The organism is Saccharothrix ecbatanensis (genome assembly GCF_014205015.1).
In the GTDB taxonomy this organism is placed as follows: domain Bacteria; phylum Actinomycetota; class Actinomycetes; order Mycobacteriales; family Pseudonocardiaceae; genus Actinosynnema; species Actinosynnema ecbatanense.
Genome location: NZ_JACHMO010000001.1, coordinates 4,709,656 through 4,723,952, shown reverse-complemented (window position 1 = coordinate 4,723,952; position 14,297 = coordinate 4,709,656). Strand labels below are relative to the sequence as shown.

The following is a 14,297-nucleotide window of genomic DNA, read 5'->3' as shown; positions in this document are numbered from 1 at the left end:
AGGTCCCCAACCAGGTTAGGAAAACCGTGTCCGGAATCCGCACGCGCCGCCTTCTGCGTGCCGCTGCCCTGCTCGCCGTCGGCGCCTCTCCGCTGCTCGCGTCCGCCGCGTCCGCCGCCGAGGCCCCCACCGACTCCCTGGACAGCACGATCGGCCATGCGCCCAAGGTCGGCGGCGTGGTCACCAAGCCCGCCACCGACCTGCTCAGCGGCAAGGCCGTGAAGCTGCCGCCGCCGGTGGTCAACGGCTCGCAGGGGATCAACGTGCCGAAGGCCGCCCCCGCGCCCAACGTCCCGGCCGTGCCGGGTGTGCCGCAGGCGGGTCTGTCGCAGCTGGGCCTGCCGGTGGTGGGCGACGCGCTCACGGGGCAGGGCCGTTCCCTGCCGGCGGCCCCGGTCGTTCCGCAGTTGCCGCCGCCCGTCTCGGCTCAGGAGCTGCCGGACCTCAGGCCGGAGCTGGAGAAGCTGCCGGTGCGCGTGCCGGTGGTCGGCTAGATCGCCTAGGACGACGTGGGCGGGCGGGGCAGTTGAGGGTCCCGCTCGCCCATTTCCTGCACCAGCAACGCCACGTACAGCGAGAGCACCGACTCCGGGTCCTCCAAGGACACCCCGAGCACCTGCTCGATTCGGCTCAACTGCTGGTAGTAGGCGGTCCGCGAGAGGTGCGCGGCGGCTGCGGCGGCGGATTTGTTGCCGCCGTGCTCGCAGAAGCACCGCAACAGCTCCACCAGCCGGGTGCCCTGCGCGCTGTCCCGCGACAGCAACGTCCCCAGCTCGCGGTCCGCGAACGCCAACACCCGCTCGTCCTCGCGCAGCAGGTGCAGCAGCCCGCGCAGCCGCACGTCGTCCAGCCGGTGGTACAGCCGCGTTCCCGGTGACCGCAGGGCCGCGCCCGCCACGTGCGCCGCCTCGGCCAACGACCGCCGCACGTCCGGCAGCGCGGTCACGGTCGTCCCGACGGCCATCACCACGGGCAGCGCGTGCGGCGTCTCCGCCGCCCTCCGCTGCACCTCCCGCGCCAGCCGCCGCAGCACACCGTCCAACCCGGCCTGCGTCGGCAGCGACAGCAAGGCCCGCACGCTCGTGTCGTCCACGACGCCGACGAGCGCGGGCACCGTCACCCGCCGGGCCGCCAACGCCGTCGCCTCGGCGAGGTCGCGCAACACCTCCTGCGAGGCCAACGCCTGCGCGGGCGCGGTGGCCGTGCCGGGCCGGATGGCCACCCCGACGAGCTGCCGCCGTTCCAGCGGCACGCCGAGCGCAGCCGCCCGCGTCGGCAGGTCGTGCGGCGGCTGACCGAGCAACTGGGTGAGCAGCGTCCGGTGGGTCTGCCGCTCCAACGACTCCCGGTCCCGCGCCACCAGCCGGTGCACGGCCAGCGCGGACGCCGCGCGTTCCGCGACCACGACGTGCCGGTGCGGCGGCGCGTCCGGGCTGAGCACCACCAACCGCCCCCAGTCCGCGCCCCGCGCGCCGACCACCGTCACCAGCCACCCGGCCTCGTCGTGGTACGCCGTCCGCTCCGACACGGCCACCGCCCGGGACCGCTGGCCCCAGTCGGCCAGCAGCGCGGTCGGGTCCTGACCGGCCGCGTCGTACGCCAGCACCTCGTGCCCCAACGTCTCCAGCACGACCGGCAGCCCCGCCGTCCGCGCCACCTCGCGCAGCACCTCGGCGGGCTCGGCCCCGGCCACGGTCAACGCGGTGAACGTCTCGTGCACCTGCTCGGCCGCTCGCAGCTCGGCCAGCTGCGCGTCCACGATCAGCGACACCACCGCCTCGGTCACCGACACGAACCGGGTCTCCTCGGCCAACGTGACCAGCGGCAGCTCGTGCTGCTCGGCGGCGGCCACCAGCGCGCCCGGCACCTCGTCGCTCCACCGCCGCACCAGCTCCACCACCAGCCCGGACGCGCCCACCGACGCCAGGTCCGAGACGTACTTCCGCAGCCCCTCGGGGTCCCCGGGCAGCGCGATCCCGGTGGTCAGCACCAGCTCGCCGCCGCGCAGCAGGTGGGCGATGTCGGCGACCTCGGCGACGTGCACCCAACGCACCCGCTTCCCCATTCCGGCCGCGCCCGCGACCACGGTGGGCTTCCCGCGCCGGACCACGGGCAGTGCGAGCGCTTCGGCGACCGTGGGGTACATGGACACAACGTAATGCCGATCGCGGGAAAGCGGTACAGGTTGTCCATGGCGGGCGTCACCCGGGCCGACCAGACTTCTGGGTCACGGACCTACCACCGGAGGACGCGATGGGACACGAGGAGTTGCTGGCCCGGCACCGCGCCGTGATGCCCGACTGGATGGCCCTCTACTACGACCGGCCGATCGAGCTGGCGAGCGCGAGCGGACGCCGGGTCACGGACCGTGAAGGCCGCACCTACCTGGACTTCTTCGCCGGCATCCTGACCAACGCGGTCGGCTACGACGTCGCCGAGATCTCCGACGCGATCCGGTCCCAGCTCGACACCGGCGTGCTGCACAGCTCCACGCTCTACCTGATCAGGTCGCAGGTCGAGCTGGCCGAGAAGATCGCCGAGCTGTCCGGCATCCCGGACGCCAAGGTGTTCTTCACCAACTCCGGCACCGAGGCCAACGAGACGGCGCTCATGCTGGCCACCCAGTTCCGCCGCAGCGACCAGGTCCTCGCGCTGCGCAACTCCTACCACGGCCGCGCGTTCGCCACCGTCGCGATCACCGGCAACCGGGGCTGGTCGGCGTCCTCGCTCAGCCCGGTGAAGGTCAGCTGGGTGCACGGCGGCTACCGGTTCCGCAGCCCGTTCAAGGACCTGTCGGACGCCGACTACGTCAAGGCGTGCGTGGCGGACCTGCGCGAGGTGATCGAGACCACGACCGCCGGTGACGTGGCGTGCATGATCGCCGAGCCGATCCAGGGCGTCGGCGGGTTCTCGTCGCCGCCGGACGGGTTGTTCGCGGCGTTCAAGGAAGTGCTGGACGAGTACGGGATCTTGTTCGTCTCCGACGAGGTGCAGACCGGTTGGGGACGTACCGGGGAGCACTTCTGGGGCATTGACGCGCACGGCGTGACGCCGGACGCGATGACGTTCGCCAAAGGGCTGGGCAACGGGCTGGCGATCGGCGGCGTGGTCGCGCGCGGTGACCTGATGGACTGCCTCACGGCCCACTCGCTGTCCACGTTCGGTGGGAACCCGATCTCCACGACGGGTGCGCTGGCGACGTTGAACTACCTGCTCGACCACGACCTCCAGGCCAACGCGGCCAAGCTCGGCGACCGGTTGATCGGTGGGCTGCGGTCCATCGCGGCGGATCGGCCGGTGGTGGGTGACGTGCGGGGCAAGGGGCTGATGGTGGGCGTCGAGCTGGTCGGCGCCGACGGGGCGCCGGATCCGGCGAAGGCGGTGGCGGTGCTGGAGGGTGCGCGGGAACGTGGGCTGCTGGTCGGCAAGGGTGGGCTCTACGGGAACGTGATCCGGCTCGCGCCGCCGATGACGGTGACCGAGGACGAGGTCGAAGAGGCGTTGGGGATCTTGGAGGACGTGCTGTGAGCAGTGGGCGGAATGCACCCGGCAGGATCACGCACTGGATCGGCGGTAAGCCGTGGAACGGCGACAGCGCGCGCTCCGGTGACGTTTACGACCCGGCGACGGGGCAGGTGGCGTCGCGGGTCGACTTCGCTGATGTGTCCACTGTGGATGAAGCGGTGGCGGGTGCGCGTGCGGCTTTCACGTCGTGGCGCAACGCTTCGCTGGCGCAGCGGTCCACCGTGATGTTCGCGTTCCGGGAGCTGCTGAACGCCCGGAAGGGTGAGCTGACCGCGATCGTCACGGCTGAGCACGGCAAGGTGCTGTCCGATGCGGCGGGGGAGGTGCAGCGCGCGCTGGAGGCCGTGGAGTTCGCGTGTGGCATCCCGCATTTGCTGAAGGGCGGGTTCAGCGAGAATGCGTCCACGCGGGTTGACGTGTACTCGATGCTGCAGCCGCTGGGTGTGGTCGGGGTGATCTCGCCGTTCAACTTCCCGGCGATGGTGCCGTTGTGGTTCGTGCCGAATGCGATCGCGTGTGGCAACGCGGTGGTGTTGAAGCCGTCGGAGAAGGATCCGTCGGCGGCGAACTTCATCGCGGAGCTTTTCGCGGAGGCGGGGTTGCCGGACGGTGTGCTGAACGTGGTGCACGGGGACAAGGTGGCGGTGGACCGGATTCTGGAGCACCCCGACGTGAAGGCGGTGTCGTTCGTCGGGTCCACGCCCATCGCGCGGTACGTCTACGAGACCGGTACTCGGCACGGCAAGCGCGTGCAGGCGTTGGGCGGCGCGAAGAACCACATGGTGGTGCTGCCTGACGCGGACCTGGACCTGGCGGCGGACGCGGCGGTGTCGGCCGGGTTCGGTTCGGCGGGGGAGCGGTGCATGGCCATCTCGGTCGTGGTCGCCGTGGACCCGGTAGGCGACGAGCTGGTCTCGAAGATCGTAGACCGCATACAAAAGCTGCACGTAGGCGACGGCCGCCGCCCTGGCTGCGAAATGGGACCCCTGGTCACCGGCGCCCACCGCGATCGTGTCCTGTCTTATGTAGACAATGGACAATCCGAAGGCGCCTCCCTGATCGTAGACGGTCGATCGCATACAATAGACGGCAACCTCGAGGGTTTCTGGCTAGGCCCAACCCTGTTCGACCACGTCGGCGCGGACATGTCGATCTACCGCGACGAGATCTTCGGCCCGGTGCTGTCGGTGCTGCGGGTGGCGACGTACGACGACGCGCTGGACGTGGTCAACGCCAACCAGTACGGCAACGGCACCGCGATCTTCACCAACGATGGTGGTGCGGCGCGGCGGTTCCAGAACGAGGTGGAGGTCGGCATGGTGGGCGTGAACGTGCCCATCCCGGTGCCGGTGGCTTACTACTCGTTCGGTGGGTGGAAGGACTCGTTGTTCGGGGATTCCCACGCGTATGGCACCGAGGGTGTGCACTTCTTCACCCGAACGAAGGTAGTCACCAGCCGTTGGCTAGACCCGTCCCACGGCGGGGTCAACCTAGGCTTCCCGCAGAACACGTGAGCAACCGGAACGCATGAGTCACCGGAAACGCATGACATGAGGGACTTGGTCGAGCGGTTCTACGCCGACGCGTGGAACCGCTGGGACGACTCGGCGGTGGACGAGCTGTTGGCCCCGGACTTCACGTTCCGGGGCTCACTCGGCACAACGGTCCGCGGTCGCGACGGCTGGCGGACGTACCGCGACAAGGTGCGAGCCGCCGTGCCGGACTTCCACAACGAAATAGTGACCCTGGTAGTAGAGCCCCCAACCGCCGCCGCCCGGCTGCTCTACACCGGCCACCACCACGGCGTACTGCTGGGCGTGCAGGGCAACGGCCGTGCAATCAACTACACCGGCGCAGCATTCTTCACCGCGTCAGACGGCCAACTGACCGACGCGTGGGTATTGGGCGACCTCGACACATTGCGCACCCAGCTCTAGCGCACCCACCCACCTCGACCGACGCGCACATTCCGCTCTAGCGAACCCAGCTCTAGCGAACCCAGCTCTAGCGAACCCAGCTCTAGCGAACCCAGCTCCAGCGGACATCCAGCTCGAGCCGACCCAGCTCTGACGGCTGGTCAGAGCCGACCGACTGGGCGCCCGGGCAGGGCAGCCCGGCTCAACTGGCAGAACAGGCCGGGCGCAACAGGTCGAGCTGGGTCAGATCGGGCAGACAGAGGCAGAGGCAGAGGCAGGGGCAGGGCAAGCAGGAGCAGAGCCGGTCGGGCAAGGCCAGGCGGGCAGGGCAGGTAGGGCTGGCAGGTAGGGCTCGCCAGACCGCGCCGGACCGGGCCGCGCCGCTCCGGGCCGCTTCAGACCGGACCGCGCCGCTCCATGCCGGACCGCTCCATGCCGGACCGCTCCGCGCCGTGCCGGGTCGTGCCGCTCGCCTCGACCGCGCCGGGCCCGCTGTGCCGTGCCGCGCCGGGCCCGCTGTGCCGTGCCGTGCCGGGCTGTGCCGGGCCGTGCCGGGCTGGGCCGGGCGAGGCGGGCTGGGCCGGTTGGGCTGGGCCGGTTGGTCGGGCTGGTCGGGCTGGTCGGGCTGGGCCGGTTGGGCTGGGCTGGTCGGGCTGAGCCGGTTGGGCCGGGCAGGGCGGGCAGGGCTCGTTTGGGCAGGGCAGGGCTGGGCCGGGCAGGGCAGGGCAGAGCCGGTGGCGGGCCGGTGGCGGGAGCCGGCCCGGATCCGTTCCCGTGTCCGCTACCTCACCCGGGCCTACTTCACTTGGGCCTACCTCACCCGGGCCTACTTCGTTGGACCTACTTCGCCTGGACCGCCAACGCGTGGGGCAGGGGGTCGTATCGGCTGAACCGGCGCGTGTACGTGCCGGTGCCCGACGTGAGCGAACGCAGCTCCACCGCGTACCGGAGCAGTTCCGTCTCCGGCACCTCCGCCCGGATCACCGTGTAGCCGGGGCTCTCCGCCTCCGTGCCGAGCACCCGACCCCGCCGGCTGGACAGGTCGCCGAGCACGGTGCCGAGGTGGTCGTCCGGCAGTCGCACGGTCACCTCGTCCACCGGCTCCAGCAGCGAGGTCCCACCGTTCGCGGCGGCGTCTTTCAGGGCTAGCGAACCGGCTGTCTGGAACGCGGCGTCCGAGGAGTCGACCGAGTGCGCTTTGCCGTCGACCAGCGTCACCCGGACGTCCACCACGGGGTGACCGCCTTGCAGCCCGCGTTCGAGCTGCGCCCGCACACCCTTCTCCACACTCGGGATGAACTGGTTCGGGATGGCGCCGCCGACGATCTTGTCCACGAACTCGAAGCCGGACCCGCGCGGCAGGGGGTCGACGATGATGTCGCAGACCGCGTACTGGCCGTGTCCGCCGGACTGCTTCACGTGCCGCCCGTGGCCCTTGGCCTGGCTCCCGAACGTCTCGCGCAACGCCACCCGCACCGGCTCCGTGTCGACCTCCGCGCCACCCGCGCGCAACCGCGCCAGCACGACGTCCGCGTGCGCCTCACCCATGCACCACAACACCAGCTGGTGGGTCTCGGCGTTGCGTTCCAGCCGCAACGTCGGATCGCCCGCCACCAGCTTTCCGAGGTTGCGGGCCAGGTTGTCCTCGTCGCTGCGGCTGCGCGGCACGACCGCGACCGGCAGCAGCGGCTCCGGCATCTCCCACGGCGCCATCAGCAGCGGCTTCTCCGGCGCGGACACCGTGTCACCGGTCTCGGCCGAGCTCAGCTTGGTCAACGCGCACAGGTCGCCCGCCACGCAGTACGGCACCTCGCGCAGGTTCGCGCCCAACGGCGAGTAGATGTGCGCGACCCGTTCGTCCACGTCGTGGTCCTCGTGACCCCGGTCGGCCATGCCGTGGCCCGACACGTGCACCGGACGCTCGGGGCGCAGCGTCCCGGAGAACACGCGCACCAGCGACACACGACCCACGTACGAGTCGACGGCGGTGCGCACGACCTCGGCGACCAGCGGTCCGTTCGGGTCTGCCTCCAGGCGCGGCTGCGGGATGCCGTCCACGCCGGTCACCTCGGGCAACGGGTGTTCCAGGGGAGAGGGGAACGCGCGGGCCATGCCGTCGAGCAGTTCGGGCAGGCCGAGGCCGGTCAGCGCGCACACCGGCATCACCGGGTGGAACGAACCGCGCGCGACCGCCGTCTCCAGGTCCGCGATGAGCGTCCCCTGGTCGATGTCCTCGCCACCGAGGTAGCGGTCCATCAGGGTCTCGTCCTCACTCTCCGCGATGATCCCCTCGATCAGCGTGTTGCGCTCCTCCTCGTACCGGGGGTCGTCGGTGATCAGCAGGTTGACCAGGCCGCCATCGTCGTCGGGGAGGTACAGCGGCACGACGCCGGCGCCGAAGGCCGCCTGGCAGGACGCGATCTCGGCCGCCACGTCGGCGCGCTGGTGGTCGGTCCGCGCGACCACGACCGCGCGCGGCATGCCGACCGTCGCGCACTCCTCCCACAGCGTGATCGTGGCCGCGTCCACGCCCTCCGCCGCGCTGACCACGAACAGCGCCGCGTCCGCCGCGCGCAATCCGGCCCGCAACTCGCCGACGAAGTCCGCGTAGCCGGGTGTGTCGATCAGGTTGATCTTGATGTCACCGTGCCGGATCGGCGCCACCGCGAGACCGACCGACCGCTGCTGGCGGACCGCCGCCGGGTCGTGGTCGCACACGGTGTTGCCCTCGGTGACCGATCCGGCTCGCGTCACCACGCCGGTGCCGGCGAGCAGGGCCTCGGCGAGCGTCGTCTTGCCGGAGCCGGACGGGCCGACCAGCACGACGTTGCGGACCTTGGCCGGATCGTCCACAGCGACCGCGCCTGCCGAGTGGCCGTTTTCGGAGTGTTTGCTGCCCATGGGACCCACACCTCCACAAGTGATTAGTGTCCGATCTCACACCCGTGGGGCTCGGGGGACAACCCCAAGCGGCCAGACCCAACCCGGCAGGAGGAACGCGGACGGGGGGTGCGACCAGGTCTGCGGCACCGGGTCGGCGTGCTGGGGGTGGTGGTGTCGATCCGATCCGTGGCGTAGGCCACTACCTGCGAAGGGAGTGCAAGTGGCCTGCCGAGAACGGGCGTGATTGGCATGCCTGGGCGGTCCACGTTGCCCGTAACATGGAGGTGCAGGTCCTCTACTTCGAGAAAGGTTGGCCGTGACCACTTCACCCGACACCGGCACCCAGGTCACCGGCACTTCCCGCGTCAAGCGGGGCATGGCGGAGATGCTCAAGGGCGGTGTGATCATGGACGTGGTCAACGCCGAGCAGGCCAAGATCGCCGAGGACGCGGGCGCCGTGGCGGTCATGGCGCTGGAGCGGGTACCCGCCGACATCCGCGCGCAGGGCGGCGTGTCCCGGATGAGCGACCCGGACATGATCGACGGCATCATCGCCGCGGTGTCCATCCCGGTGATGGCCAAGGCGCGGATCGGCCACTTCGTCGAGGCGCAGGTGCTCCAGGCGCTCGGCGTGGACTACGTCGACGAGTCCGAGGTGCTGACCCCGGCGGACTACGCCAACCACATCGACAAGTGGCAGTTCACCGTGCCGTTCGTGTGTGGCGCGACGAACCTGGGCGAGGCGCTGCGGCGCATCACCGAGGGCGCGGCGATGATCCGTTCCAAGGGCGAGGCCGGCACCGGCGACGTCTCCAACGCCACCACGCACATGCGCAAGATCCGCGCGGAGCTGCTGCGGTTGCAGAACCTGCCGACCGACGAGCTGTACGTCGCCGCGAAGGAGCTCCAGGCCCCGTACGAGCTGGTCCGCGAGGTGGCGGAGGCCGGCAAGCTGCCGGTCGTCCTGTTCACCGCCGGCGGCATCGCCACCCCGTCCGACGCGGCGATGATGATGCAGCTGGGTGCGGAGGGCGTGTTCGTCGGGTCGGGCATCTTCAAGTCCGGCAACCCGGCGCAGCGGGCCGAGGCGATCGTGAAGGCGACGACGTTCTACGACGACCCGGACGTGATCGCCAAGGTGTCGCGCGGCCTCGGTGAGGCGATGGTCGGCATCAACGTGGAGGAGATCCCCGAGCCGCACCGGCTGGCCGAGCGCGGCTGGTAAGCCTGACGCGGTAACGCTTTGCGACGACTACGGCCCGCCGGTCACCCCGGCGGGCCGCTGTCGTTCGTCAGGAGATGGGGTAGACCTCGAACCGGGCTCCGTGGCTGTTGGAGCCGGCGCTCTTCTCGTCGCAGGTGAGCAGCGGAACATCGAGTTGCTCCGCGAGCGCCACGTAGAGCGAGTCGAACGCGGACAAGCTGTGGCGGATGGCCCACGCGCGTTCGAGCAGGTGCCGGTGAGCGAAGCGGACGATGGGTAGGTCCTGGATGCTCCGCATGATCGCGGTCGCCTGTCCGTTCGTCAGCTTGCCACTGCGGTTCAGCCCCTGGATGACCTTGAGCGCCTCCGCGTCGATCAGTTCCGGGGCGGCGATCGTTCCGGTCGTCATCCGTTGTGCGAGCTTGATGTTCGGCTTCGGGTTGACCAGGAACTCGATGAGGGCCGAGTTGTCCACCACGGCGGTGTAACTCATTCGTCGTCCGCCCGCGCTTCCCGGACGGCGCGCTGGAGCGATTCACCGTCGACGTCCCACGGGCGCGGCCAGCTTCGCTGGTAGACCTCGGACATGGTCGGTCGACTGGCCACCTCGACGAACATGTTGCGCAGGTAGGCCGTTAGGGACATGCCCTCGGCGCTCGCCCGTGCCTGGAGGGTGTCGACCACGTCGGCGGGCACGTCGCGGACATGGACCGGCTTGGTGTCGCGCTCGCTCATGTCCTCGACTGTAGGCGGTGCGGTTGCTGTCTGCATGCAAGATCTATCGGTCGGTTGCTCGCTCGACTGGATCGCTCGAACGTGCGTTCTACACGTGCTCCGAGACCAGCAGGGCGGTGGTTCCCGGTTCGAGTGCTTGGGCCGTGTGCGGGATGTCGCCGGGGTAGACGAGGTAGTCGCCGGGGCCCAGTTCGATCGGTTCCGTCCGCGGCCCGGCGAGCATTCGGCCGGTGCTGACGATCAGGTGTTCCACCGTGCCCGACATGTGCGGTTCGGATTCGCGGGCGGCGCCTGGTTCCAGGCGGAGCATGTAGATGTCGCGGCGGGCGCCGGGTGGGCAGGACGCGAGCAGGGTCGCGGTGTAGTTGGCGCGTTCCGAGTAGATCGCGGGGCCCTCGCCCGCGCGGATCACCTGGACGCGGGCCGCGGGTGGGTCGACCAGGCGGGAGAACGGCACGCCGAGTGCCACGCCGAGCGCCCACAGGGTCTCCACGCTGGGGTTGCCGCTCGCCGCCTCGAGCTGGGACAGCGTCGACTTCGCGATCCCCGCACGCTTGGCCAACTCGCTCAACGACAGCCCGGCCCGCTCGCGCTCCCGGCGAAGGGAGGCCGCGATGACCTGGAGCGGCGCGCCTGTGTTCGACATGACAGTCCAATCGTTCGGCTTGACGAACGCTTCCCCACTGTTCATCGTAGAAGACGATGCGTTCGATATGGCGAACCCTGGACCCCGGACTGCTGCGTGACGTCTCCGCGGTGGCCGCCGGCGCCGCAGTCAGCGGCGCTTCCTTCGGCGCGATCTCCACCAGCGCGGGCATGTCGTGGTGGCTCCCCGTGGTGATGTCGCTCCTCGTCTTCGCGGGCGGCGCGCAGTTCATGGCGGTCGGCGTGGTCGCCGCCGGCGGCAGCCCGGCCGCCGCGGTCGTGGCCGGGCTCCTGCTCAACGTCCGCCACCTGCCGTTCGGCCTGGCCGTCGGCGACGTGCTGGGCAAGGGCCTGGTCCAACGGCTCGTCGGCAGCCACCTCCTGATCGACGAGACCACCGCCTTCGCGATGGCCCAACCCGACCCGCGCAAGGCCAAGACCGCCTACTGGCTGTGCGGCATCTCGCTGTTCATCGCCTGGAACGTGTCGGTCGTCGCGGGCGCGTTCATCGGGCAGAACATCGGCGACCCGAACGCCTTCGGGCTGGACGCGGTGTTCCCCGCGGCGCTCTTCGCGCTCCTGCTGCCCGCGCTCAAGGACGCCGCGACCAGGAACGCCGCCCTGCTCGGCGCGGCCGTCGCGCTGGCCGCCACACCGTTCCTGCCCGCGGGCGTGCCGGTGCTGTGCGCGGTGGTCGGACTGCTGATCACCGCACGTCAGAAGGTGCCCGCATGACGTTGACCGCCATCCTCGTGCTCGCCGCCGGCACCTACGTGATCCGCCTGTCCGGACCGCTGCTGCGCGACCGGCTCAAGCTGTCGGACCGGGTCAAGCTGCTGATGTCCACCTCTGCGACGGTCCTGCTGTTCGCGCTCGTCGCAACGTCCACGCTGACCAAGGGCCAAGGCTTCGCGGGGCTCGCACTGCCGATCGGCGTGGTGGTCGGTGGGATCGCGGCGTGGCGGAAGGCCCCGTTCGTGGTGGTGGTGGTCCTCGCCGCCGCGACGACCGCCGGCCTGCGGTTCCTGGGCGTCTCCTAGTCCGGTCCCGCGGGCCGAGGCGGACGATGACGGGGGTCAAGCGCCGCGACACCTGACCGGCTACAGGTAATCGCTCAGCCGGTTGGCGAGCCGGTGGCGGTCGCGGGTGCCGGCCAGGTCCGGCTCCGGGCTGCCCGGCTTGCCCGCCAGCACGTCGTCCACGAACTTCGCCACCGCGTCCGGCGGCGGCACGAGCGGTAGGCCGAGATGGGCTACCACCAGCGGCTTCTCGGTCGGATCGGTCTCCACCGCGATCGACCAACCGCGGTGCTCGCTCCACAGCAGCATCAGGTCACGTCCCGGCCCCTCCAAGCCCAGGTACGCGGTGGCGGTGTCGCTGACCTCGAACTCGGTGCCCTCGGGCGGCACGCCGACCTCCTCGGCCACCGCCTGCACGTACCGGGCCAGACCGAGACTGATCTGCGCGCTGTCATCCATAACGCCTATTCTGGACCTTTCAGACGCCTATCGGGGCCGTGAGCAACGTCTCCGGGATACCGAACGCGTCCACCAGCGCCCGAGCACGCGGTCGCAACCGCCCGCAAAGCTCGTTCACCGCCTGCGAAACGGCCTTCGCCCGCTGCGGCGTGAGCCGCCCGTGTTCCAGGAACCAAGCCCGATCCGCCTCGATCGTGCTCAACGCGTACAGGTCGCACACCTGGTCCAGCAGCGCCGAGGCCGAAGGGTCGCCGCACCGGTCCACCGCCGCCACGAACGCCTCCAGCACCACCCGGTCCACGTGCGCACGGGCGGCATGCAGCACGTGGTCCTGCGCGGCGTTGAACACGTCGAACGCGTTCTCCTTGGACGCCCGCCGCAACCGCCGGGCCAACCCCTCCAGCACGTGCTTCTCGCGGTCCTCGAACTGCCGCACCTGCCAGCCCCGGTCCAGCAACGCGTCCGAACTGCCCGAGACCAACCGGTCGATGATCGCCCGCGCGGCCGTCCGCTCGATCACCACGCCCACGGCCTGATCCGCCACGAACCGCGCCATGCCCCAAGGATCCAGATCGCCGACGTGGTCGCGGTAACTGGTCAGCAGCCCCTTGGCGACCAACTGCAACAACACCGTGTTGTCGCCCTCGAACGTCGTGAACACATCGGTGTCCGCCTTGAGCCCGGCGATCAGGTTCTCCGACAGGTACCCCGCGCCGCCGCACGCCTCCCGGCACGTCTGGATCGTGTGCGTCGCGTGCCAGGTGGCCACCGCCTTCAGCCCGGCCGCCCGCGACTCCAACTCCCGCTGCTGCCGGTCGTCCGCCACGTCGTGCAGCGCCGCGACCAACTCCTCCTGCGCGAAGTGCAACGCGTAGGACGTCGCCAACGCGGGCAGCAGCCGCCGCTGGTGGGCCAGGTAGTCGAGCACCACGACCTCGGCGCCGGTGTCCGGCCGGGTGAACTGCCGCCGCGTGTCGCCGTAACGGATCGCCAGCGCCAACGCCTTCTTGGTCGCACTGCCCGCCCCGCCGGCGACGCTGATCCGCCCGCGCACCAACGTGCCGAGCATGGTGAAGAACCGGCGGCCCTCGCCCTCGATCGGACTGGAGTACGTGCCGTCCGGCGTCACGTCGCCGTACCGGTTGAGCAGGTTCTCCCGAGACACGCGCACCTGGTCGAACGACAGCCGCCCGTTGTCCACGCCGTTCAGACCGGCCTTCGGCCCGCAGTCCTCGATCCGCACACCCGGCATCGGCGCGCTCTCCGCGTCCCGGATCGGCACCAGCAGGGCGTGCACGCCGTGCCCCTCGCCGCCGGTCACCAACTGCGCGAACACCACGGCCATCCGCCCGTCACGGGCCGCGTTGCCGATGTAGTCCTTGCGCGCCGACACGTCCGGCGTGTGCACCACGAATTCCTCAGTGGACGGATCGTAGGTCGCCGTGGTGCGCAGGTTCTGCACGTCCGACCCGTGCCCGGTCTCCGTCATCGCGAAGCAGCCCGGCAGCTCCAGGTCCATGATCGCGCGCAGGTAGCGGTCGTGGTGCCCGGTCGTGCCCAACGCCTGCACCGCGCCGCCGAACAGACCCCACTGCACACCGGCCTTGACCATCAGCGACAGGTCGCCGAACCCCAGCACCTCGAACGCCACCACCGAGCCGCCCACGTCGTCGCGGCCCCCGTACTCGGCCGGGAACCCGATCAGCGGATGACCACCGTCGGCCAACGCGTGCAGCTGCTCCAGCACCCACGCCCGGTACTCCTCGCGGCCCAAGTCGCCGGGATGCGGCAGCCCGGCCAGGAGTTCCATCGAGTTCCGGCGCAGCGTCCCCCAGCGGCCGTCGAGCAGGTCGCGCAACGAGTCGGTGTCGCTCATCTGGGCTCCTGTCGGTGGATACCCCGGCGTTCATG

At 70.6% G+C, this 14,297-nt stretch carries 14 protein-coding genes; 7 read left to right on the top strand and 7 right to left on the bottom strand.

Annotated elements, in window-relative coordinates; translation table 11 throughout:
* Window positions 1-26: 26 nt before the first annotated feature.
* A complete protein-coding gene (locus F4560_RS19390) occupies window positions 27-494 on the top strand; it encodes a hypothetical protein (RefSeq protein WP_184921937.1) in 468 nt (155 codons plus the stop codon).
* 5 nt (window positions 495-499) lie between these two features.
* On the opposite strand, the gene F4560_RS19385 is transcribed toward F4560_RS19390, so the two are convergent.
* Complete coding sequence (locus F4560_RS19385; RefSeq protein ID WP_184921935.1) at window positions 500-2,146, bottom strand: PucR family transcriptional regulator; 1,647 nt, start codon at window positions 2,144-2,146, stop codon at window positions 500-502.
* A gap of 107 nt (window positions 2,147-2,253) precedes the next feature.
* Between F4560_RS19385 and F4560_RS19380 the strand changes: the two genes are divergently transcribed.
* From F4560_RS19380 to F4560_RS19370, 3 genes are read left to right on the top strand one after another with little or no spacing between them, the layout of a single operon-like run.
* Entirely contained in the window at window positions 2,254-3,528 is a 1,275-nt protein-coding gene (locus F4560_RS19380; RefSeq protein ID WP_184921933.1) for an aspartate aminotransferase family protein, read from the top strand.
* Window positions 3,525-5,039, top strand: a complete 1,515-nt coding sequence (locus tag F4560_RS19375) for a CoA-acylating methylmalonate-semialdehyde dehydrogenase (protein ID WP_184921931.1) — start codon at window positions 3,525-3,527, stop codon at window positions 5,037-5,039. The genes F4560_RS19380 and F4560_RS19375 overlap by 4 nt, the downstream gene beginning before the upstream one ends.
* A gap of 36 nt (window positions 5,040-5,075) precedes the next feature.
* Entirely contained in the window at window positions 5,076-5,462 is a 387-nt protein-coding gene (locus tag F4560_RS19370) for an ester cyclase (RefSeq protein ID WP_184921929.1), read from the top strand.
* 819 nt (window positions 5,463-6,281) lie between these two features.
* Here F4560_RS19370 and F4560_RS19365 read toward each other — a convergent pair.
* Window positions 6,282-8,342 (bottom strand): elongation factor G-like protein EF-G2, encoded by a 2,061-nt coding sequence (locus tag F4560_RS19365; RefSeq protein WP_184921927.1) that lies wholly within the window; start codon window positions 8,340-8,342, stop codon window positions 6,282-6,284.
* A gap of 298 nt (window positions 8,343-8,640) precedes the next feature.
* Between F4560_RS19365 and pdxS the strand changes: the two genes are divergently transcribed.
* On the top strand, window positions 8,641-9,549 hold the full coding sequence (pdxS, locus tag F4560_RS19360; RefSeq protein ID WP_312869369.1) for a pyridoxal 5'-phosphate synthase lyase subunit PdxS: 909 nt from the start codon (window positions 8,641-8,643) through the stop codon (window positions 9,547-9,549).
* Window positions 9,550-9,616: 67 nt separating this feature from the next.
* On the opposite strand, the gene F4560_RS19355 is transcribed toward pdxS, so the two are convergent.
* The 3 genes from F4560_RS19355 to F4560_RS19345 form a co-directional block, all read right to left on the bottom strand.
* Window positions 9,617-10,021: a type II toxin-antitoxin system VapC family toxin gene (locus tag F4560_RS19355; RefSeq protein WP_184921922.1), complete on the bottom strand. Its 405-nt coding sequence runs from the start codon at window positions 10,019-10,021 to the stop codon at window positions 9,617-9,619.
* Window positions 10,018-10,263, bottom strand: coding sequence for a hypothetical protein (locus tag F4560_RS19350; protein WP_184921920.1), 246 nt, complete (start codon window positions 10,261-10,263; stop codon window positions 10,018-10,020). Before F4560_RS19350 ends, F4560_RS19355 begins: the two co-directional genes overlap by 4 nt.
* An 88-nt stretch (window positions 10,264-10,351) precedes the next feature.
* Window positions 10,352-10,909, bottom strand: coding sequence for a helix-turn-helix domain-containing protein (locus F4560_RS19345; protein WP_184921918.1), 558 nt, complete (start codon window positions 10,907-10,909; stop codon window positions 10,352-10,354).
* A 56-nt stretch (window positions 10,910-10,965) separates the two neighbouring features.
* On the opposite strand from F4560_RS19345, the gene F4560_RS19340 reads away from it, so the two are divergent.
* A complete protein-coding gene (locus F4560_RS19340) occupies window positions 10,966-11,643 on the top strand; it encodes an AzlC family ABC transporter permease (RefSeq protein WP_184921916.1) in 678 nt (225 codons plus the stop codon).
* Window positions 11,640-11,948 carry a branched-chain amino acid transport AzlD family protein gene (locus F4560_RS19335; RefSeq protein ID WP_184921914.1) on the top strand — a complete coding sequence of 103 codons (309 nt, stop codon included), beginning with the start codon at window positions 11,640-11,642 and terminating at the stop codon, window positions 11,946-11,948. The genes F4560_RS19340 and F4560_RS19335 overlap by 4 nt, the downstream gene beginning before the upstream one ends.
* A gap of 60 nt (window positions 11,949-12,008) precedes the next feature.
* Here the strand turns inward: F4560_RS19335 and F4560_RS19330 are convergent, their stop codons facing one another.
* Both F4560_RS19330 and F4560_RS19325 read right to left on the bottom strand, forming a co-directional pair.
* Window positions 12,009-12,386, bottom strand: a complete 378-nt coding sequence (locus tag F4560_RS19330) for a DUF6292 family protein (protein ID WP_184921912.1) — start codon at window positions 12,384-12,386, stop codon at window positions 12,009-12,011.
* Between the two features lie 19 nt (window positions 12,387-12,405).
* A complete protein-coding gene (locus tag F4560_RS19325; RefSeq protein WP_184921910.1) occupies window positions 12,406-14,262 on the bottom strand; it encodes an acyl-CoA dehydrogenase family protein in 1,857 nt (618 codons plus the stop codon).
* Window positions 14,263-14,297: the final 35 nt, after the last annotated feature.